The 19,859-nt window shown below is 58.2% G+C and carries 18 protein-coding genes; 8 read left to right on the forward strand and 10 right to left on the reverse strand.

The window, feature by feature from the left end; all coding sequences use genetic code 11:
• Positions 1–28: 28 nt before the first annotated feature.
• From ACA044_RS07880 to ACA044_RS07910, 7 genes are read left to right on the forward strand one after another with little or no spacing between them, the layout of a single operon-like run.
• Positions 29–1,369: a Tad domain-containing protein gene (locus ACA044_RS07880; RefSeq protein WP_497445856.1), complete on the forward strand. Its 1,341-nt coding sequence runs from the start codon at positions 29–31 to the stop codon at positions 1,367–1,369.
• Positions 1,370–1,377: 8 nt separating this feature from the next.
• Positions 1,378–1,857, forward strand: coding sequence for a TadE/TadG family type IV pilus assembly protein (locus ACA044_RS07885; RefSeq protein WP_497445857.1), 480 nt, complete (start codon positions 1,378–1,380; stop codon positions 1,855–1,857).
• Positions 1,857–2,351 (forward strand): TadE/TadG family type IV pilus assembly protein, encoded by a 495-nt coding sequence (locus tag ACA044_RS07890; protein WP_497445858.1) that lies wholly within the window; start codon positions 1,857–1,859, stop codon positions 2,349–2,351. The genes ACA044_RS07885 and ACA044_RS07890 overlap by 1 nt, the downstream gene beginning before the upstream one ends.
• On the forward strand, positions 2,345–3,565 hold the full coding sequence (locus ACA044_RS07895; protein WP_497445859.1) for an AAA family ATPase: 1,221 nt from the start codon (positions 2,345–2,347) through the stop codon (positions 3,563–3,565). The genes ACA044_RS07890 and ACA044_RS07895 overlap by 7 nt, the downstream gene beginning before the upstream one ends.
• A gap of 3 nt (positions 3,566–3,568) precedes the next feature.
• Positions 3,569–5,002 carry a TadA family conjugal transfer-associated ATPase gene (locus ACA044_RS07900; protein ID WP_497445860.1) on the forward strand — a complete coding sequence of 478 codons (1,434 nt, stop codon included), beginning with the start codon at positions 3,569–3,571 and terminating at the stop codon, positions 5,000–5,002.
• Positions 4,999–5,985: a type II secretion system F family protein gene (locus tag ACA044_RS07905; protein WP_497445861.1), complete on the forward strand. Its 987-nt coding sequence runs from the start codon at positions 4,999–5,001 to the stop codon at positions 5,983–5,985. Before ACA044_RS07900 ends, ACA044_RS07905 begins: the two co-directional genes overlap by 4 nt.
• Before the next feature lie 29 nt (positions 5,986–6,014).
• On the forward strand, positions 6,015–6,977 hold the full coding sequence (locus ACA044_RS07910; RefSeq protein WP_497445862.1) for a type II secretion system F family protein: 963 nt from the start codon (positions 6,015–6,017) through the stop codon (positions 6,975–6,977).
• A 200-nt stretch (positions 6,978–7,177) separates the two neighbouring features.
• Here ACA044_RS07910 and ACA044_RS07915 read toward each other — a convergent pair whose 3' ends face one another.
• The 8 genes from ACA044_RS07915 to ACA044_RS07950 form a co-directional block, all read right to left on the reverse strand.
• Positions 7,178–7,447 carry a hypothetical protein gene (locus ACA044_RS07915; RefSeq protein ID WP_497445863.1) on the reverse strand — a complete coding sequence of 90 codons (270 nt, stop codon included), beginning with the start codon at positions 7,445–7,447 and terminating at the stop codon, positions 7,178–7,180.
• A gap of 372 nt (positions 7,448–7,819) precedes the next feature.
• Positions 7,820–8,524, reverse strand: coding sequence for a DUF2931 family protein (locus ACA044_RS07920; protein ID WP_497445864.1), 705 nt, complete (start codon positions 8,522–8,524; stop codon positions 7,820–7,822).
• Positions 8,511–9,218 carry a DUF2931 family protein gene (locus tag ACA044_RS07925; RefSeq protein WP_497445865.1) on the reverse strand — a complete coding sequence of 236 codons (708 nt, stop codon included), beginning with the start codon at positions 9,216–9,218 and terminating at the stop codon, positions 8,511–8,513. Before ACA044_RS07925 ends, ACA044_RS07920 begins: the two co-directional genes overlap by 14 nt.
• Positions 9,205–9,876 (reverse strand): DUF2931 family protein, encoded by a 672-nt coding sequence (locus tag ACA044_RS07930; protein ID WP_497445866.1) that lies wholly within the window; start codon positions 9,874–9,876, stop codon positions 9,205–9,207. Before ACA044_RS07930 ends, ACA044_RS07925 begins: the two co-directional genes overlap by 14 nt.
• Positions 9,869–13,306 (reverse strand): type VI secretion system tip protein TssI/VgrG, encoded by a 3,438-nt coding sequence (gene tssI / locus ACA044_RS07935; protein ID WP_497445867.1) that lies wholly within the window; start codon positions 13,304–13,306, stop codon positions 9,869–9,871. The genes ACA044_RS07930 and tssI overlap by 8 nt, the downstream gene beginning before the upstream one ends.
• 433 nt (positions 13,307–13,739) lie before the next feature.
• Positions 13,740–14,009, reverse strand: a complete 270-nt coding sequence (locus ACA044_RS07940) for a DUF3613 domain-containing protein (RefSeq protein ID WP_497445868.1) — start codon at positions 14,007–14,009, stop codon at positions 13,740–13,742.
• Between the two features lie 18 nt (positions 14,010–14,027).
• Positions 14,028–14,735: a tetratricopeptide repeat protein gene (locus tag ACA044_RS07945; protein WP_497445869.1), complete on the reverse strand. Its 708-nt coding sequence runs from the start codon at positions 14,733–14,735 to the stop codon at positions 14,028–14,030.
• Positions 14,736–14,854: 119 nt separating this feature from the next.
• Complete coding sequence (locus ACA044_RS07950; RefSeq protein ID WP_497445870.1) at positions 14,855–16,078, reverse strand: type II and III secretion system protein family protein; 1,224 nt, start codon at positions 16,076–16,078, stop codon at positions 14,855–14,857.
• Between the two features lie 691 nt (positions 16,079–16,769).
• On the opposite strand from ACA044_RS07950, the gene ACA044_RS07955 reads away from it, so the two are divergent.
• The gene (locus tag ACA044_RS07955; protein ID WP_497445871.1) at positions 16,770–18,293 is read left to right on the forward strand and encodes an MATE family efflux transporter; all 1,524 of its coding nucleotides are present in this window, start codon (positions 16,770–16,772) and stop codon (positions 18,291–18,293) included.
• 78 nt (positions 18,294–18,371) lie between these two features.
• On the opposite strand, the gene ACA044_RS07960 is transcribed toward ACA044_RS07955, so the two are convergent.
• Together ACA044_RS07960 and ACA044_RS07965 are read right to left on the reverse strand one after the other, a co-directional pair.
• Complete coding sequence (locus ACA044_RS07960; protein ID WP_497445872.1) at positions 18,372–19,010, reverse strand: LysE family translocator; 639 nt, start codon at positions 19,008–19,010, stop codon at positions 18,372–18,374.
• 1 nt (position 19,011) lies between these two features.
• Positions 19,012–19,782 carry a 2OG-Fe(II) oxygenase gene (locus ACA044_RS07965; RefSeq protein ID WP_497445873.1) on the reverse strand — a complete coding sequence of 257 codons (771 nt, stop codon included), beginning with the start codon at positions 19,780–19,782 and terminating at the stop codon, positions 19,012–19,014.
• Positions 19,783–19,859: the final 77 nt, after the last annotated feature.

Below are 19,859 nucleotides of genomic sequence, written 5' to 3' on the forward strand. Positions count from 1 at the left end.
CGGATCAGTATCGGCAAATGAGGGCTTGATGATGAATCTTCGTATTCGGCAGCCGTTCACTGCGACGCCAAGGCGCCAGGAAGGAGCGGTGAGTGTACTGATGGTGATGGCGTTGGCGGCGATGGCCATGATGGCGGCGTTGGCTTTGGACGGCGGACACCTGTTGCTGAACAAAACGCGTCTGCAGAATGCGGTGGACGCCGCCGCCCTGAGTGGCGCCAAAACCCTGAGTCAGGTGGCAGGGGGAATCAACAGTGCCAGCGCAACGCAAGCTGCCGCGCTCAACACGCTGACGCAAAATGCCAATGCCACGGGCAACAACGAATTGGCCACGGCGGTCGCCGGCAACCCAGGCGCATTCGCGGTGGTGGAACTGTCCAGCAGCGTCTATGGCCCGTTCTCTTTTCCCGGGCCTTCGGATGCCAAATACGTTCGGGTATCGGTCCCCGGCTATAGCCTGACAGGATTTTTCTGGAACTTCGCCCAGTCATTGGGCGTTCTGGGGAACAAAACGGTGGCGGCGATCGCCACCGCTGGCCCCAGCACTACCAGCCCGTGTGATCTCGCACCTTTGATGGTCTGTGGTGACGCGACTCAATACGATCCGGACGCTGGCATGTTCTGGGGCTTCCAATTTGGTGATTTGCAAGTATTGAAGTCGGCTGCTGGCAATTCGTCCCCCATTGGTCCAGGCAACTTTCAGTTGCTCGATTTCGGCTCGGGCGGCAGTGCGGTCAGGGCCGACCTGGCCGGAGGTGGCTCTGTCTGCCGCAACGTGGGGGAGAATGTCCAGACCGCGCCTGGCAACAAGGTCGGCCCTGCGTCTCAAGGCCTCAATACACGTTTCGGTATTTACAACGGCCCGGTCAGTGCCTCGAACTATCCGCCGGACCTGGTGACGACGTCCAGCAACCCTGCGATCTCTTATGACGACTCAGTTACCCCGCCACAAGCCAAGTATCAGGGGCAACCCGTCACATCGAGTGGTGGCAACCTCACCGCGGGCGGCAACACGATATATGACTACAACGACTGGCGTGCGAGCGTTGCCGCGTGTGTGGCAGGGGGCGGCAGTGGCTGTGAAAGCAATGGGGTGTTCGAGCGCCGGATGCTGAAAATCGTGGTGGGTGACTGCACTGGCAAACAGGGCGGCTCAACCACGGTCCCGGTCCTGGGATTCGGTTGCTATTACGTGGTTCAGCCAATGAATGGCGGCGGCACGGAGGCGCAAATCTTCGGCCAGTTTGTGCAGGAGTGCGAAGGCGACAATGTGCCCAGTCCTACACCGATGAACGATTCCGGCCCGCAGATCATTCAGCTCTACAAAACCTATCTCAACGGCAGCGGCACTCCGAGCACTGACTCGTAGGAGGCGTCATGAGACTTCACGCATTTAAACGAGCACAGGCCCAGCGGGGCGTGGCACTGGTGGAGTTCACCCTGGTCCTGCCGGTGTTGCTGCTGCTGTTGCTGGCCTTCGGTGAGTTCGGCCGAATGCTCTATCAGTACAACATCCTGCTGCAGGCCAGCCGTGATGCCGACCGTTTCGTCGCCGGCCAGGCCTGGAACTCGACGCTCGGCGAGGTTTCTCTGAGCAGTGCGCTGCTGACCCAGACGAAAAACGTGGCGGTCTATGGCGTGCCCAGCCAGACCGGCAGCCCTGTGGTATCAGGGTTGACGACCGGCATGGTGGAGGTCGCTGCTGTGGGTACCGACCATGTGCGGGTCACCATTACCTATAACTTCTGCCCGGTGATTGGCAGTGGCAATTGTGCCGGCTCGATTCCGGGTTTTTTTGGCAGTCAGATTGCGCTGAATATTCCGCTGGTCGCCACGACTGTCATGAGGGCACTGTGATGAATCGCAAACGCATGCGCGGCACTTATGTCGTGGAGTTCGCCATCATTGGCATGCTGGTATTCACGCTGTTGTTCGCCGTATTGGAAATGGGCCGCCTGTACTTCACGGTCAATGCATTGGATGAAGCAGCCCGTCGCGGTGCACGCCTGGCGGCCGTGTGCAATATCAGTGATCCGGTGATCCTGCAGCGAGCGATTTTCAATGCCGCAGGGGATGCCGGTACGAGCCAGCTGATCACCGATCTGACCACCAGCAACCTGGTACTGACTTATCTGGATGCAAACGGCGTTCTAGTGGCCAACCCTGGCGACACGACTGGGGTCAATGGATTCCGTGCCATCCGCTACGTCCAGTTGAGTCTGCAAAACTTCGTTTTCAATCTGTTTATTCCCGGGTTCGGCGTGCCCATTACCCTGCCTACATTCAGGGCAACCTTGCCACGCGAAAGCCTCGGGCGTCATTCCGATTCCGGGGAGATCACACCATGCTGAATATGAAGGAAACGCCGGTGTCCAGCTCGACTGGCAAAACCGGACTCCGGTTGCTGATCAGCAGCCGTGATGCCACCTCTTTGCGCGATCTGCAGAGCGTCTGCCAACGCATGCCCAACCTGGAGGTGAGCACTCGCCTGGTGAGCAACGGGCATGTCGACCCGCTCTACGGTCTGGACCGGATGCCCGATCTGTTGCTGTTGCGTGTCAGCCACCTGTGGCGCGAGGAGCTGGCGGCGCTGTTGCTGCATCCGGCCCATGAGCGTCCGCCGATGTTGGTCTGCGGTCTGCTGAGCGAACAGGAAGGCATGCGTATGGCGATGCAGGCCGGCGCCCGTGACGTGCTGCCCGAGCCCATCGCCGAGACGGAACTGGTTGCCGCTTTGAATCGGCTGGTCATGGAGGTTCGGACCGGCAGTGGGGCAGAAGGGAAATTGATCGCCGTGATGAGCGCCAAGGGCGGCTCCGGCGGAACCCTGGTGGCCTGCAACCTGGCTCAGCAACTCAGTGCCAGGGGCGGCAGTACCCTGTTGCTGGATATGGACCTGCAATTTGGCAGCGTGACGCATTACCTGGATGTGGCGCAGACGCACAGCCATCTGGAGGTGTTGCATCAGATCGACGGCATGGACAGTGTCGCGCTACGCGGTTTTTGCAGTCACTTCAGCCCCACCTTGCATGTGCTGGGTGGTCGGGCCGGTGAGTTGTGTCTGCCGCAGGATGCCCAACCCGAGCAACTTGACACCCTGTTGAAGTTGGCCCGCGCCAGCTATGACTGGGTGGTGATCGACCTGCCGCGGCAAATCGACCACCTCACCGGCTCTGTGCTGGAGCAGGTGGATCGGGTGTACGTGGTGGTGCAGCAGAGCGTCAGTCATCTGCGGGATGCCAGCTCCCTGGTGCGGATCCTTCGCGATGACCTGGGTGTGCGCGGGGATCAATTGCAGATAGTGGTCAACCGCTATGACAAGGCGGGAGCGATCAGCCTTAAAGATATCGGCGAGGCACTGCGCTGCACGAATCTGTCGAAGTTACCCAACGACTTCAACCTGGTCAGCCAGAGTCAGAACACTGGCGTGCCGTTGGGGCTGCATGCGCCGAGGGCAGCGATCACTGCCGCACTGCGCGACATGACCGAGGACCTGGTCGGTCAACAGGTGGCCGGGAACAAAGGCTTACTCAAACGCGCCTTCAACCGTTTTTTCGGGGGATGACCCATGATCAGCGACTTTCGTAACCGCTTGCGCAAACAGTCCGGTAAACCCGCCGCTGCCCAACTGGGTGACGACCTGCTGGATCCGGCAGAGGAAATAATGGCGTGGGAGCGTATAACACCGGACGTTCTTTACGAAACCAGAAGCCAGGTCACCCCGGTGGAGGCCGAGTGGCGGGAAAAGATCTACCAGCAGTTGCTCAAGGTCATGGACCTGTCCTTGCTGGACTCCCTTGAACAGGCCGAGGCCACGCGGCAGATTCGCGATATTTGCCAGCGCCTGCTCGATGAGCATTCGGCGCCGGTGAGTACCACCAGCCGCCAGTTGATCATCAAACAGATCACTGACGAAGTGCTTGGCTTGGGTCCCCTGGAACCGTTACTGGCCGATCACAGCGTGTCCGACATTCTGGTCAACGGCCATGCCTCGGTCTATGTCGAACGCTTCGGCAAACTGCAACGGACCGATGTGCGTTTTCGCGATGATCAGCATTTGCTCAACATCATCGACCGCATCGTATCCAGCCTGGGTCGGCGTATCGACGAGTCCTCGCCATTGGTGGATGCCCGGCTCAAGGACGGTTCGCGGGTCAACGCGATTATCCCGCCGTTGGCCATCGACGGCCCGAGCATGTCGATTCGCCGCTTTGCGGTGGACCTGCTTAATACTGACAGCCTGATCTCGGTGGGCACGTTGACCCCGGCCATTGCCCTGCTGCTCAAGGCGATTGTCCGTGGACGCTTGAACGTGCTGATTTCCGGCGGTACCGGCAGCGGCAAGACCACCATGCTCAATGTGCTGTCCAGTTTCATTCCGCAAAACGAGCGGATCGTCACCATCGAAGACTCCGCCGAACTGCAGTTGCAGCAGCCCCACGTGGTGCGCCTGGAAACCCGGCCTTCGAATATCGAGGGGCGTGGCGAGGTGAGCCAGCGCGAATTGGTGCGCAACAGTTTGCGGATGCGCCCAGACCGCATCGTCATCGGCGAAGTGCGCGGCGCCGAGGCGCTGGACATGCTGACGGCCATGAACACTGGTCACGATGGCTCCTTGACCACGATCCACGCCAACACCGCGCGCGATGCGTTGGGGCGTATCGAGAACATGGTGTCGATGACCGGGGCGACCTTCCCGATCAAAGCCATGCGGCAGCAGATCGCTTCGGCCATCGATGTGGTGATCCAGCTGGAACGTCAGGAGGACGGCAAGCGCCGGTTGGTCAGCGTGCAAGAGATCAACGGCATGGAAGGCGAGATCATCACCATGACCGAAATTTTCTCCTTTGCGCGCCAGGGCATGGGCGAAAACGGCGAAGTGCTCGGCGATTATCGCCCCAGCGGCATGATCCCGGCCTTCCGCGATGTACTGGCCAAGCGCGGCATCGAGTTGCCGCTGACGATGTTCAGGCCTGAGTGGATGGAGGCACGGCAGTCATGAACAATATTCCTGGTGAATTCATTCTGATGTTCCTCGGCATGGTGTTTATCGCCGTGTTCCTCCTGTCCCAGGGCGTGGTGGTGCCGGTGTTCGGCGAGGCCGGCAAGATGCGCAAGCGCATCCGCGGCCGTTTGCATGTGCTGGAGAAGGCCAACAATCTGCCCAACATGCAGACGGTGTTGCGGCAGAAATACCTGACGCGCTTGTCGCCACTGGAGTCCATGCTTGAGCAGTTGCCTTTTATGGCGAACCTGACACAGGTGATCGAGCAGGGCGGACACGAATACCGGGCGTATCGGGTGCTGTTGCTCGGGCTGTTCCTGGGCGTCTGCGCGGGCATTTCGATCTGGATGATCTCGTCAGTCTGGTGGATGGCGCTGCTGGTGGGCTTCGGGGTGTTCTGGTTACCCGTGCTGAAAATTTTTCGTGACCGTGGCAAACGTTTCGCTGAGTTCGAGGAAGGCCTGCCGGATGCGCTGGATGCCATGTGCCGGGCCCTGCGCGCCGGGCACCCGTTCAATGAAACCCTGCGTCTGGTCGCCGAGGAGCACAAAGGGGCGGTCGCTCATGAGTTCGGCCTGACCTTCGCCGATATCAACTATGGCAATGATGTGCGCCGGGCCATGCTGGGCCTGCTCGAGCGTATGCCGAGCATGACAGTGATGATGCTGGTGACCTCGATCCTCATCCATCGCGAGACCGGCGGCAATCTGACCGAAGTGCTGGAGCGTTTGAGTCGGCTGATCCGCGGACGTTTCCGCTTCCAGCGCAAGATCAAAACCCTGTCGGCGGAAGGGCGTATGTCCGCCTGGATACTGGTGGCGATTCCCTTTGTACTGGCGATCGCGATCATCGTTACAAGCCCCACTTACCTCCCTGTGCTGATCAATGATCCCACGGGCCATAAGCTGATCATCGGGGCTTTCTGCGCCATGTTGATCGGGATTCTCTGGATAAAAAAAATCATCCGGATTCAGGTTTAAGCGGTATTCGCTACCGGGAGGTATAGGTCATGGACTTTTTACTCGGGTTGTTCAGTCGGGTCACGGGGAACGAGGAGATGGGGCGCCTGTTGTTCCTAGGCGCGATCGGTTTGAGTACGGTGCTTGCGGTCGTCGCCGTGATTTTGCTGATGCTGGGCCTTCAGGACCCGGTACAGCGCCGTCTGGCGCTGATCAAGCGTGGTCATTTAGGCAACACAACCGGGCAGGAGGCTCCTGGTAACCTGCAACTGTTGCTGGAGCGGGTCGGCCAGCGTTTTGCCTCGACCGAATCGGCTCAGGCGTCCGTAACCCAGACTTTACTGACACACGCGGGGTACCGTTCCTCTTCGGCGGTGCAGATGTACTGGGCGGTTCGCCTGCTGTTACCTCTGTTGTTGGTCGGCATTGCGTTGTTGCTGTTGCCGATAATTCCCAAGATTTCCCTGATCACCGGGCTGCTGTTGTTGGTCATGGTGGCCGCTATCGGGTGGCTGGTGCCAGCGCTGTATGTCGGTAAGCGCAAGCAGGCACGTCAAGGCCGGCTGCGTGCTGCATTTCCAGATGCGCTGGACTTGATGGTGGTATGCGTGGAGTCGGGTCTGGCCCTGCCCACGACCATCGAGCGTGTGGCTGAAGAGATGTCGGTCAGTCAGGTTGAGCTGGCTGAGGAACTGGCCCTGGTCAATGCGCAAATCCGCGCGGGCATCACCAGTACCGAAGCGCTCAAACAACTGGCTGTGCGCACCGGTCTGGATGACGTACAAGGGTTGGTCAGCCTGTTGGCGCAGAGTATCCGCTTTGGTACCAGCGTAGCCGATACTTTGCGCATCTATGCTGATGAGTTCCGTGACCGGCGTATGCAGGCCGCCGAAGAGGCGGGGGCGAAAATCGGTACCAAACTGATCTTTCCTCTGATTTTCTGCCTGTGGCCGAGCTTCTTTCTGGTCGCCATCGGCCCTGCCCTGATCGGTGTGATGAAAGCATTCGGGTGAGGTAAACGGGCAGAGGCTGTCGAGCACGATGGCCTTGCCACCCGAGCCTGATCTGCACTTTCCTGCCATAGGTTTACACATCCCCTGTAGCGCTGCCGAAGGCTGCGATCTTTTGATTTTTCTGGCAGGCAATTCGTTGCCCAGGCCTATGAATCAAAGGATCGCAGCCTTCGGCATCTCCACGGGGCCAGTCTGAGTTTTCAACGCGCAGTTACATTAAGCTTCCAGCCCAATGCATCCAGGGCATCACAACCGTCCTGAATCAATATATGCGCAGCATTGGCGAAGTGTTCCAGATCATGACCTTCGGCATCCTTTACACACAGGCAAGTGACGCTGTTGAGTAGGTTGCGGGCGGCTTTGATGCGGTGCGTGGCAGTTTCAAGAAGATCCGGGACGCGGGCTTCAGTGTCGATGTAGAGCGTGGGGCCGACGCTGAAGTTACCTTGGAGAGGGTGGAATTGGGGCATGGTCTTAATCTCATCTGATTGGGAGAAGCTCCCACCCTTTCGCGGCTAAACGAATTGGGGTGGTAGCTGTACGCGGGTTAGCCGACCGGACAGATGAATCCGGCACACCCGGAGGTGTCCCACGCACAGCCACCATAGACATGCGGATGTCAGGCAGCAAAAAGCGCCGCGATTATACGGGCGCTTGTGCATCATCTGTTACGACCGGCTAAAGTCGATCACCGATTTTTCGGTGACGGACGAACTATAGGCAGGCAGCAAAACGGAATACAACCCGGTTTAGGTGCTTCAGAGCCGTCCTACGCCAATCTGCGAAGAAGGTGACGAGGTCGCCATTTCCAACGCGGGAGGAAGTTGCTCCTACAAGTATTTCTACCAGGATCCGTAGGGAATCCCGAATTTTTCTATGTAAGCCTTGGATGTTTCGGACAAGGGTCGATGCTTGCCACCGGATTTGCCTTCATAAGGGCCTCTTGGGTTGATGGTTCCTACTACCCGAGCAATCTCGACCGACTTCAGGCAGGGGCCGCCCAGCCAGACCTTGGCAATGCCGCCCGGCGCCAGACCGATGCCGATGTCGTCGCGGTAGTCGGTGATCCACTTACCGTCCGCTCTGCAAAAGGCTTTTTCGGGTTTGCGCATGATCTCCCGTGCGGATTCTGGAATGACGATGTAGGCCTCATAGGTTTGCGGTTCGGCCAGTGACTGCCATCGCACGTAGATCAGTCGGGGCAGATCGGCGCCAGTGACATGCCGGCCTTTTCCACCACCATTACTGCTGGCCCATCCTCTGGCTATGCCTTGATTGTTCGGGGGCTTGGGCACAGAGGCGATACCACCTCCGGCACCTCGAAACACTCGTTCCTGGATATCCACCACATCCGCTGTTTCGATCCAGACCTCCATATAGGCCGGTGCTGAAAAGCCCAGGAACCAGGGCAACTTGTTAGCGGGTTGGGCGAAACTTTGCGAGCAGCCAGCCAACAGCACCCCAACCAGCAGGCCTGCGCATTTTTTGATTGGGCGGGATAGCTTGATTATTGGCGTGGCCGTGGGATTGCTGTCACCAGGAATCATAAGGAATCCCGAATTTCTCGATGTAGGCTTTTGACTCCGGCGATAGGGGTAAGGCATAACGGCCCTCATTTTTTCCCTGAGACGGTCCTTGTTTATTAACGGTGGCCACGACTCGGGCAATCTCGACCGACTTCAGGCAAGGGCCGCCCAGCCAGACCTTGGCTATACCACCCGGCGCCAGACCGATGCCGATGTCATCGCGATAGTCAGTGATCCACTTGCCGTCAGCCCTGCAAAAGGCTTTTTCAGGTTTGCGCATGATCTCTCGGGCGGATTCGGGAATGACGATGTAGGCCTCATAGGTTTGCGGTTCTGCCAGCGATTGCCAACGCACATAGATCAACCGTGGCAGATCGGCACCAATGACGTCACGACCGGCACCCCTACCGGGACTTTTGGGCCAGCCTGCAGGCTTTCCCTTGTTGTCGCTGGGGGTTAGTACCGATGCGATCCCGGAACCGGCTCGACGAACGACGCGCTCCCGGATATCCACAACGTCTGCTGTTTCAATCCAGACTTCCATGTAATCCGGGGCTCCGAAGCCCAATGACCAAGTTTCGTCGTAGCTTGATTGCGCGAAACTTTGCGAGCAGCCAGCCAACAGCAACCCAACCAGCAGGCCTACGTATTTTGTGATTGGGCGGGATAGCTTGATGATTGGCGTGGCCGTGGGATTGCTGTCACCAGGAATCATAAGGAATCCCGAACTTTTCGATGTAGGCTTTGGATTCCGGCGATAGGGGTAAGGCATAACGGCCCTCATTTTTTCCCTGAGACGGTCCTTGTTTATTGATGGTGCCCACTACCCGAGCAATCTCGACCGACTTCAGGCAGGGGCCGCCCAGCCAGACCTTGGCTATTCCACCCGGCGCCAGACCGATACCCATGTCGTCGCGGTAGTCGGTGATCCACTTGCCGTCCGCTCTGCAAAAGGCTTTTTCAGGTTTGCGCATGATCTCCCGGGCGGATTCGGGAATGACGATGTAGGCCTCATAGGTTTGCGGTTCTGCCAAGGATTGCCAGCGCACGTAAATCAACCGGGGCAGGTCAACCCGACTGATATGACGGCCCTTGCCTCTGCCGGGGCTCTCCGGCCAGCCTGCGGGCTTTCCTTTGTTGTTGGCGGGGGTGTGTACCGAAGCAATCCCGGAGCCGGCTCTTCGTAAAACGCGCTCGTGGATATCCACCACATCGGCTGTTTCAATCCACACCTCCATGTAATCCGGTGCTCCAAAGCCCAAGAACCATTCCTTGTGATCAGGTGATTGAGCGAAGCTTTGCGTGCAGCCAGCCAACAGCAATCCAACCAGTAGGCCTGCGCATCTTGTGAACAGGCGGGCGGAATTATTCATTGGGGTGCACCACGCGTTGGTTTTTTCCGGCTGGTCGGTTGATAAAAACAATGTTCATGTCGCTGCTGTTCAGACCTTTGGCTGCGTTCCAGTTAGCGGAAAGGTGGATATAACGACGACGTAACAATGCCCTTTCTTCAATCGTCAGCCCTTCGACCGTTGTTTCTCCGAGCGCATAAGCCTGGAGCTTTTCGTGGATTGGCTCTAATTCTTCGGGTAATCGCAGGGCTGGGGTATCAGGGATAAGTTCGAATGGAACATCGTGTCTGACGGCAAGCTCACGCATGATGCGCAAATACACCAGCGACAGTTCGCCGTGCACCGGGCGCTCAATGGTGGCAGCCGCAAAAACCTCCTTCTGAGGGCCGAGATTGGACCCACCTCGCTCTCTTGATTGGGTCAATGGTCGCTCCCAGAGCGCCACTTGAAGTTCGTTGCCCGGACCGTCGAACTCGATGACGCCTTTTTCATACCAAGCGTACATTTCCTTTTCGGCGGCAAGGTAAGCGGCGCTGCGGGTCGGGGCCATGCTTTGGCTGATGGTGCTGGTAACGGGTTTGCCCAGCAGGAGTTTTTCCTTGGCTCGTGGCAAGTAGCCGCCGCCGAGGTCCGAGTGCGCACCGGGCAAGACCAGGTCTATGTGGCCGAGGCTGTTGAGGGCGAAGTTGTCCCGGATTTCGTCTCGGGCAACCAGATGCACCACCTTATTGGCGCGGCCGTCTGGCAGTTTCAGATTGACGCTGGGGTTTCTGCTGTTGGCGCCACTGAAGTCGAACAATCCAGGGTTGGCAATCGCTGCGACGGTATCGAACAGGCCGATAAAGTTGATGGTGACATCGGTTGTAAAGCGCCAAATAAAGCTGCTGGACAAGACTGCAGAGCCGGCTGGCAGTGCTGCCGCCAGAAGGCTGTGCTCGCCCTTGAGCATTTCGTTCGCAAAGTGCCGTGCGGCTGCCGCACCCCGACTAAAACCGAAAATGTCGAACTCGATTTTCTCGACCATCACTCCGGGGTTTTCCTCTTGGAGCAACCGCAGTTGCTTCAGAATCTTTGCCGGACTCTGTTCAACACGGGCGACCACACCTGTTTCGCCCCTACCTGTCGCTTGTGAGTAGAGCGAGTCTTCGCCGTTGCTTTTAGTACCGATGCCTTCGATGTAGACGCGCAAAGAAGCCTTTTTCGCGTTTTCAGGCATAGGCTTGTATGAGTGATCGGCGTACAAGTCATACAGCCTCGCGATATTGCTCACATCATTCCCATAACTATTGTCCGGCGAGCTCCCGTTCCCGTCGTACCCGTAAGCAGCGCAATGCTTTTGTATTTCCTCGGCGGCGTCAGCCAGCTTGGCGTCCGGGGCGTAACAGGCCGCCACGGTTTCGCTGTTGGCTTTGTTGTTCCCGGTGCCATCGAAGAACATCCCGATCCGCAAGGTAATTCCTTCCACCTCGACTTCTTCCTCCTCTTCCTCCAGTTCGCCTGACTCTTCGTCTTCTGGTGGCGCCGGCGCGACAGAGGCCAACAAGCCCGCCACGGTCCCCGGCAGCAAGGCTTGAGCGGCCACGCCCGCCACCGGTGAACCACCGACCTCAATCTCGCTACTGCTGAAAACCCCGTCAGCGTTGATCACGATGTGCTGACCACCCACTTTCAACGTGATGCTCTCGCCCCCATCCAGCACAAGGTGTGTCCCCGCCTTGATGTGCAGCTGCTGCCCGGTCTCGACCACCAGCGCTTCGCCGATCCGGGTGTGGCTGCTTCCGGCAATTTGCAGATAGTCACTGGCCTTGAGCTGCACCTTGCGATCCGCCGTGACCGTGCGATGTTCTTCCGCTTCCAGCACCGAGATGCTGTGGCCCTTGATGGTTTCCCGGCGCTCGTTGCCCACTTCCAGCCGGCTGTCGTGTTCGACCTTTTGCTCCATATCCCGCTGGGCGCGCAGGTAGATCAGTTCCTGCCCGGCGCGGTCTTCAATCGACAGTTCGTTGTAACCGCCCGTGCGGGGGGAGCTGTGGCTGCGCAGTACGGTTCTGGTTTTGTTCGCGGGCAAGGGATAGGGCACGGACGTGACCCTGTTCGGCACACACCCGGTAATGAGCGGATGGTCGGGGTTGCCTTCCAGGTAGGTGACCACCACTTCCATGCCGATGCGCGGGACGGTCACCGCGCCGAAACCTTCCCCCGCCCAACTGGACGACACCCGCAGCCAGCAACTGCTGTGCTCGCTGTTACGCTCAGCCCGGTCCCAGTGGAACTCGACTTTGACCCGACCATATTCATCGCAATAGATCTCTTCGCCGACCGGGCCGGTGACGCGGGCGGTCTGGCAGACCAGCGCCGCTCTTGGGGCAGGCATCGGTGGCCGATAAAACACGTCCCACGGGATCGCGCTGAAGCGGTTGCGGTAGCCCTGGGTAAAACCGTCCTCGGATTTGGCGTCGCTGGTAACCGACTCCTCCAGCACCTGGGGTTGCTTTCCAAAGTGCGTAACCCCGAGCAGCAGCCACAGATCGTTGTACGTTTTGCGTGGATGTTCGGTCAGGTCGAAAAAGTGGCCGCTGCGCAGGGTCGGCTGATCGCTTGCGCCCTCGGCCAATTGGTAATCGACTCGGTGCCGTTCCAGCGCCTGCCGGGCGAGCTGTTTACCGTGTTTTTCACGCTCGAAAAACAGCGGGGAGCGATAGTCTTCAAGCTCAGGGCTGAACTCGGCGGTACAGCGACTTTCCAGTAACAGGCTGGGGCGTTTCAGGTCATAGGCCCGGCGCGTGACCTTGCTCGGGCGGGTGTTGAACCCCAGGGAGAACTGGCTGACCACCGAATGCTCCGCCGCCATGCCGGAGTCTTGCTGATACGGGGTTTCGCCCAGTTTGGGGAAAAAGGTCTGATCGTCGGTGAATACCAGCAGATGGCCTTCCCGGGAATGCTGGTGATGCCAGGCGATGCCGTCCTCGGCGCACAGCCGCTGGACGAACTCGAAATCACTTTCCCCGTATTGGGTGCAGTACTCGCGCTCGGGACTTGTTCTGACGTGGAAGGTGAACGCATCGGCCTGGATGCCATGCCCCTTGAGGACCTGAGCGATGATGTGCGGCACCGTCAGGCTCTGGAAAATCCGCTGATCGTGGCTGAACTGCAAGAAGTGCAGCGCCGGTACCAGGGTCAGGTGATAACGGGTCAGGCGCTTACCGATATCACCCGCGGATACCCCGGCGATAAAGCCATGGATGCCTTCGCCGTTCAGGCCGAACTGGAGAAAGGCCGGTTGGCTGAGCAGGCTCTCCAGATCGAAATCCGGGTATTCGCTGACCAGTTCAACCTGGATCGAATACAAGGTGCTGATGACTTCAGTGCTTGCAAAGGCCAGCACTTTAAAGTCGTTGCGAACCGTTGGGATCAATAGCGTGAACTGGGCAGCATTGGCCGGTGCGAACATGCGCTTATCCTTTTGCTTTTCCGCAGCTCGTCCTTGAGCCGAATAAGAAAACAGAGTGCGATGCCCAAGCCAAACCTGGCCCGGACAGGTGTTAATGGCTGAACACGCTAACAAGGCATGAGTGGGATTGATGTAGGAAGGGGTCGTGACGCCCGGCCAGAAACTTCCCAAGTTCAGAATGTTTCGTCAGAGGATGGGCGTAAGCGTCAAAAAACGGCGTGGTGGCGGCCGTGGCCTGCGATCAGGAACGGGCGATGGCAATGCTCGCTGAACGGTTGAAACAGCCGCAGCCTTCGGCAGCGCCTACAGGGTAATCCGGTCAGGCTTTGGATAATGTGCAGATACCAATACTTTCCTGCACACGACGTCTAGCCCGGCTTTGCAGCCAGGCTACTCTGGACGATGCCAGAGGCTGATCACCCATTGACGAGCCTCAGTTGCCGGTGGTCATTTTTCCCGCTGCATCCTGGTCAAAAAACTCCGGAATCGGGTAGCTGAAGCTGTTTAGCCAACGCTGCATGGCCAGGTCACGTTCGGTGGCCGAAGCGGTTTGCAGTTTGGGTGAAGCAAATACGTTGCGATTCTGTAACACCAACCACTGTTCGGTGCCTTTTTGCTCCTTCGAAGAGGGGCCCGGTTCGATAGCCCAGGCACTGGTGGACAGGCAAACCATGCACACGATCAACAGCCTCTTGGTATTCATCTCGACTCCTCGTACGTTTTACTTTGTCGCAGCGGATGAGGCATCCGCTACCTCAGTCCTGCGATTCCCCTCCGAAGCCGCCACTTTTTTTGCGGAGGCCTTGAGTTTTTCCGCGCGACTTTGAGCCTCGGCGACTTGCTGGGGACTCAAGCTGGCACGGTTCGCGAGTTCGGCAGCCGCCTTCCAGTTATCCTGATAGATCAGCAGCGTCACCAAATTGAGTGCCGCCAATGAATTGGACTGTTTGAGCTCCATGGCGGTCATAAACTCGAAGCGTGCTTCAGGGATGCGTCGTTGATTGAGGTAGACGACCCCCAGGTCATTGCGCATCCTGTCGTCGGTGGGGGCCATTTTCACCGCACGCTCAAGGTGAGTGGTCGCGGTGGCGTAATCATTTTTGGCCGCGGCCAACTGGCCCAGGCCATGTTCCCCGTCGGCGGCCAGACAGGTGCCGAGCAAGCTTTGATACAACGGCCCCGCCTCGTTACGCCCCATCAAGCGCAGCACCCGAGCCTTGCGCAGGCGAACCTGAACCAGGTTCTCGGGCAAACCTTCAAGATTCGCCAGGCTGGCATACAAACGGCCATCGTTGGCCATGTTGTCGGCCAGACTCAGGGCCAACTCTTGATCCGAATCGGGCTTGGCACAGATAGCCGGTCGCGACAAACCATTAGTGGCACAACCTGCGAGCATTAATGTCGCCATTATTGCAATGACTGCTTTCATCGAATGTCCTTTGGCTACAACACGTTGAACGCCTGGCCAATGGCAAGAAAGCTGGCCCGGCAAGCGCTCAAGGTCACCGTTACGAAAGAGGGCCAGGCAAGTCTGATTCAGGCTCTGGCTCATTGCGAAAGCCCGGAGCGACTGTCGAAATCGCCATTTTCGAGGAAGAACATGCGGTAGAAGTTCGGGTCGTAATTGCGCAGCTGTTCGCCAGGCAATGACGGTAGTTGTGCGTTGGCAGCCAGTGGCTGGACCAGGTGTGGAGTGACGATCATCAGCAGTTCGCGCTCTTCACGGTTGATGCTGTTGTCGCGGAAGAACGCGCCCAGAATCGGGATATCGCCCAGCCCCGGAAACTTGTTCACCTGGGAATTGTTGCGGGTGCTGATCAGGCCGCTGATGACGAAGCTTTCGCCGTCGGCCAGGGAGATGCTGGTGTCGGTACGGCGTATGGTCAGCGCTGGAACAATGGTGCCGGCGATGCTCACGGCGTTGGTGAAGTCCAGTTCACTGACTTCCGGTGCCACCTTCAGCGCGATACGGTTTTTCCCGATGATGGTCGGCGTCAGGGTCAGGCGGATACCGAATTCCTTGTACTCGATAGACACGTTATCGCTGCCTGAACTGGGCACTGGAATCGGCACTTCACCACCGGCCAGGAAGCTCGCACTCTGCCCGCTGAGCGCTACCAGGCTTGGCCGTGCCAGGGTGTAGGCGAAACCGCTGCCTTCCAGCGCGTTGATCGACAACAGAGTATCGCTGGACACAAAAGAGAGGTTGAACATGTCGTTTCTCACCGGCACCGACGGCGTGACAATGCCGTCGATGGTGGGCAAGGTTCTCGGCGAGCCGAACAGGAAGTTGCCCTGGCGGCCAAAAATCGAGACATTGGCCTCCTTGAGTTTGGTCCGGCTGACTTCAACGAAGCGGATGTCGGTTTGCACCTGGATCGGCAACATCGGGTCTTCGGAAGGCACTGTCGAGACGCTGGTCAGCGCCGCGGTGGCCTTGCCCTTGACGAACACCATGCTTTGGCGCGGCGTCTTCGAACAGGCGGTCCAGACCATCAGGCTGGTGGCCCCCGGCGCGAGGCCCGTGAGTATGAAGGCGTTGCTGCCGCTGGGCTGCACGTCGGCAATTTTCGGGTCGCCTACCGCCAGTTGCGTCACTGGGACGGGGACGCGCAGTTCGTTCTGAAGTCCCTGACCGACCTCGAACGTTGCCGGTAAATTGTCCAGTTGCGAACAATTGGCCGGAGCGGCCTGAGCCGCATCCACGCTGAGGCCTATCCAGAACAGGCCATGGATAATTCGCTTGAAAGCGGGCGCGGTACGATAGCTCATTAAGTGCATCCTCGCTGAATAGGCCATCTTTGAGGCTAACTGGGTTGCCTCGGATCACTACAAGGGGCCTGGGTCGGCCCTCTACCTCGCCAGACCCCTAATGGCTCCGGCAATATTCCTTGGTACAAGCGGGTGCAATACGCTGATCTGAATGAACAGCGAGTGACCTTCGCTAAAACGGTTTTTAGTGATCCAGATACCTGAGCTGTCGCCCCGAGCGATATGCACAGGCTCGACAGCAATAGCGGCTAAAGACGGCACTGTCCGCCGACCTGACTCCCCTAAAAAGCAACCGGCAACAAGAGCACAGAGCCGGAAAACGCTTGCCAGGACCATAGTGAGGTAATTCCCTTTTGCCACTTCGCTATCTGATCGCTGAACCTAACGTGAACATTCAAACCGTTATGTCTTCTACTTGTTTGAAAGGTAGTTCAACCAAGGCAAAGCGCCATTCTTTAAAAGAAAACTTTCGATACCAATGCGGGTTTTTTTTCTGAAAACCACGGTCAGGCCACGCAATCATTGGTATTGCGCAGGATGCTGATGAAATAAGGGGTGCTCCACGGTCCCGCGAGTTTTTCTTTGGGTTTTGCGCTGCCTATTTCACAAAATCGCCACTCAATGAGTGGCGTTTTTGTAAGCATCCCGGTTTGTACTTTCGAATGCCTGTCCAGCTCGTGAGACTTCGGGATTGGCTGCAATTGATACAAATTTCCTACAAGAAAACAGCAAAAACCAGAAACGTCTGACTGTCATGGGAGGATTTTTTTGCGATAAAGATGTGCTTGCCGGTCAGCACTCTTGCAGGTACCCGGGCCTGAAAAAATCTCTTTATTCTCAAGGATGCTCTCCGATGCCGAGCGATTTGCCGCCACGTTCATTTATTCAGGAGACCCGGTCTACCGCTTTTCTGGTTCTGCCATTGGTGATGGGGCACGTGTCAACCGGGTTAATTGCCTTCGTGGATAACATCATTGCTGGGCAGCATGGGACCGATACGCTGGCAGCCGTGACCGTAGGCACGGCATTGTTGTGGTTGCCGATGTTGGTGCCGATTGGCACCTTGATCGCCTTGACTGCTTCCGTGGCTCGTTTGCACGGTGCCGGCCATCACGACCAGGTTGGCCCCCTATTTCGCCAGGCACTCTGGCTGGCGCTGGGTCTTGGCCTGATTATGTTCGTGTTCCTCAGCGTGGTACCGATGCTGCTTGGCGTTGCGGGCATTGCAGGGGAGATCATTCCGGGGGCTCAGGCATTTTTGTATGCGGTCCGTTGGGGCAGCCCGGCGCTGGCGTTGTTCTTTTGCATGCGTTACCTGTGCGAGGGTATGCACTGGATGCGGCCCACCATGCTCTTCGGTTTCGGTGGCCTGCTGGTGCTGGCGCCGTTGGGGTATGTCTTGACCAATGGCAAGCTGGGTTTTCCTGAACTCGGCGCACAAGGGCTGGGTATCGCTTCGGCAGTCATGATGTGGCTGCAGGCGGTGGTTTTTGCACTTTATCTTTGGCAAACACCCCGCATGGCGCATTTGCAGTTGTTCGCCAGTTTCGAATTGCCGAGCCGGGCCGCCATTGGTGATTTGCTGAGGGTAGGGCTGCCAATTGGAATCGCGATTTTGATGCAGGGTAGTCTATTTATTGTCACGTCCTTGCTTATCGGGCGCCTGGGCTCGGCTTCTCTGGCTGCGCATCAGATTGCAGTCAATGTGGCGCAGTTGTGTTTCATGATCCCGGTTGCCGTTGCGGAAGCAACCACCGTGCGTGTCGGTCATGCATTGGGTCGTGGTGATCCGCATGGAGTGAGGCGTGCTGCATGGGCGGGGTATGTTCTGGTCATCTTCACTCAGGCGTTGTCGACTCTGGCATTGCTGCTGGGGCATGAAGCGATCGCCAGTCTTTACAGTCGGGATCTGGCCGTGACGGCATTGGCCTCGACGCTTCTGCTGTACGCCGCCGCGCTGCAATTTCCTGACGGCTTGCAGATGCTTTCGGCGGGGGCATTGCGCGGTTTGCAAGATACCCGCGTACCGATGTTACTGGCGATATTTTCCTACTGGGTGATAGGCCTGCCGCTGGGTGTCAGTTTGGGGTTTGGCCTGGGGTGGGGGCCGCAGGGGGTGTGGCTGGGGTTAATCACGGCATTGACGGTGGCCACCCTGTTGATGGGTTGGCGTTTTATTCACAGCAGCCAGATCAGGACGACCACCATGGAATAAGAAGGTCTGCCCCGATCATGGCGCCCCACGAAATGAATCCTGCGCAAAGGATCGAGGCTGTATCTGAACGGGCATGGTTCACATGGACAGAATCAGGCGTCCAGCGAACAGAATCAGGACCACCCCCATGGTTCGTTCGAACCAGTGCCCCATGCGCATGAACAGCAACCGCACCCGGGCGCTGGAAAAAAACAACGCCACGATCACGAACCACAAGGCGTTCACGAAACACATCCACAGCCCGTACATCGCTTGAATCTGCAGCGGTGTCGAGGCGCTGATGATGGTTGTGAAGATCGCCAGAAAGAACAGGGTGGCCTTGGGGTTGGTGGCGTTGGTCAGAAACCCCGTGCTGAAGGCCTTGAACAAAGTTTGCCGTTCAGCTGACGCTTGTGCCCCCTTGTCGCTTTCCATTGCCGATTTGGGTTTGCTGCGTATCAGGCTTACGCCCAGGTACAAAATGTAGGCCCCCCCCACGACCTTGGCCACCGTCAACAACCAGGGCGTGGTGTGCATCAACGCGCCGACGCCGAGCAAGGTGTAAAGCACATGCACGGAAATGCCCGTGCCGATGCCCAGTGCCGTGCAGATACCCACCAGCCGGCCGAAACGCACGCTTTGGCGGATGGTCACGGCGAAGTCCGGCCCGGGTGCGACCACGGCCAGAAAGTGGATGGTTGCCAGTGCCAGAAACTCGCCCAGGTAATTGGAAAACATCTCAACTCCAGAAAGTAAGGGGGGAAGCATTGCCGCGATAGCCGACAAAGAAAGAAAGACTCAATCGCGGATCGTCCACACCCGGCGTCACCGAGTGCATGCGGCGTGAATTGAACATGATGAAATCCCCCGGCTCAGGGCGAATCTCCAAGGTCGGAGGGCCGAGCAAGGCCGGGTCGATGCCGTAACTGTCGCCACGCATTTCGTCGAACTGATCCGGGGAAATGTCGTGGTCCCACATCTGCAATGCGCCGCCCTCGGTCGGCATGTTCAGGTAGACGTTGCAGGCGAACTGCGCTTCCAGGCTTTTGGCCTGGAAGCTGTCCGGGGCATCCTTGGCGAAAATGTCGTGATGGGCGAGGAAGCACACCCCGGGTTTGACGACCCGGGATAGCCCCACATACATCTTGCGGCCATAGAGATTTTCCAGATGCGCCCCCGCCGGCCAGGACTCGTCGAGCATGCAGCGCAACGTGTCGACAGGAGAGGAGTAGGGCGCACAACGGCTGCGCAATTCGGCGATATTGCTGGTGGCGCGCTCGAAATAGTCTTCGATCAGCAGCGGCTGGTTTTCCGCTTCATAAAACGCCATGCCAATGCGGCCGATGCTCGGCGCGTTGATGTAGCCTTCGAAGCCGGGGGCGAGGATCTTGTCGCCGATCTGGATCGCCAACGGCTGAGGCAACAAGCCTTTGACGCGGATGGCGAGGACTTCTTCGTTGGCCAGTTTTTTTATGCACGTCTCATCGAGACGCTCGACGTCAAGCATCATGTCTTAGGTCCATCTATCAGATAGTCAACAGAGCCCGCGAACGCAGGCTCCCCCGGCGTCAGGCGATGACGGGGTCG

The organism is Pseudomonas sp. LBUM1673, from assembly GCF_059695645.1.

What these genes read in the sequence shown, in the direction of transcription:
- ACA044_RS07880 (WP_497445856.1), top strand. Translation starts at nt 29, where the DNA reads ATGATGAATCTTCGTATTCGGCAGCCGTTCACTGCGACGCCAAGGCGC.
- ACA044_RS07885 (WP_497445857.1), top strand. Translation starts at nt 1,378, where the DNA reads ATGAGACTTCACGCATTTAAACGAGCACAGGCCCAGCGGGGCGTGGCA.
- ACA044_RS07890 (WP_497445858.1), top strand. Translation starts at nt 1,857, where the DNA reads ATGAATCGCAAACGCATGCGCGGCACTTATGTCGTGGAGTTCGCCATC.
- ACA044_RS07895 (WP_497445859.1), top strand. Translation starts at nt 2,345, where the DNA reads ATGCTGAATATGAAGGAAACGCCGGTGTCCAGCTCGACTGGCAAAACC.
- ACA044_RS07900 (WP_497445860.1), top strand. Translation starts at nt 3,569, where the DNA reads ATGATCAGCGACTTTCGTAACCGCTTGCGCAAACAGTCCGGTAAACCC.
- ACA044_RS07905 (WP_497445861.1), top strand. Translation starts at nt 4,999, where the DNA reads ATGAACAATATTCCTGGTGAATTCATTCTGATGTTCCTCGGCATGGTG.
- ACA044_RS07910 (WP_497445862.1), top strand. Translation starts at nt 6,015, where the DNA reads ATGGACTTTTTACTCGGGTTGTTCAGTCGGGTCACGGGGAACGAGGAG.
- ACA044_RS07915 (WP_497445863.1), bottom strand. Translation starts at nt 7,447, where the DNA reads ATGCCCCAATTCCACCCTCTCCAAGGTAACTTCAGCGTCGGCCCCACG.
- ACA044_RS07920 (WP_497445864.1), bottom strand. Translation starts at nt 8,524, where the DNA reads ATGATTCCTGGTGACAGCAATCCCACGGCCACGCCAATAATCAAGCTA.
- ACA044_RS07925 (WP_497445865.1), bottom strand. Translation starts at nt 9,218, where the DNA reads ATGATTCCTGGTGACAGCAATCCCACGGCCACGCCAATCATCAAGCTA.
- ACA044_RS07930 (WP_497445866.1), bottom strand. Translation starts at nt 9,876, where the DNA reads ATGAATAATTCCGCCCGCCTGTTCACAAGATGCGCAGGCCTACTGGTT.
- tssI (WP_497445867.1), bottom strand. Translation starts at nt 13,306, where the DNA reads ATGTTCGCACCGGCCAATGCTGCCCAGTTCACGCTATTGATCCCAACG.
- ACA044_RS07940 (WP_497445868.1), bottom strand. Translation starts at nt 14,009, where the DNA reads ATGAATACCAAGAGGCTGTTGATCGTGTGCATGGTTTGCCTGTCCACC.
- ACA044_RS07945 (WP_497445869.1), bottom strand. Translation starts at nt 14,735, where the DNA reads ATGAAAGCAGTCATTGCAATAATGGCGACATTAATGCTCGCAGGTTGT.
- ACA044_RS07950 (WP_497445870.1), bottom strand. Translation starts at nt 16,078, where the DNA reads ATGAGCTATCGTACCGCGCCCGCTTTCAAGCGAATTATCCATGGCCTG.
- ACA044_RS07960 (WP_497445872.1), bottom strand. Translation starts at nt 19,010, where the DNA reads ATGTTTTCCAATTACCTGGGCGAGTTTCTGGCACTGGCAACCATCCAC.
- ACA044_RS07965 (WP_497445873.1), bottom strand. Translation starts at nt 19,782, where the DNA reads ATGATGCTTGACGTCGAGCGTCTCGATGAGACGTGCATAAAAAAACTG.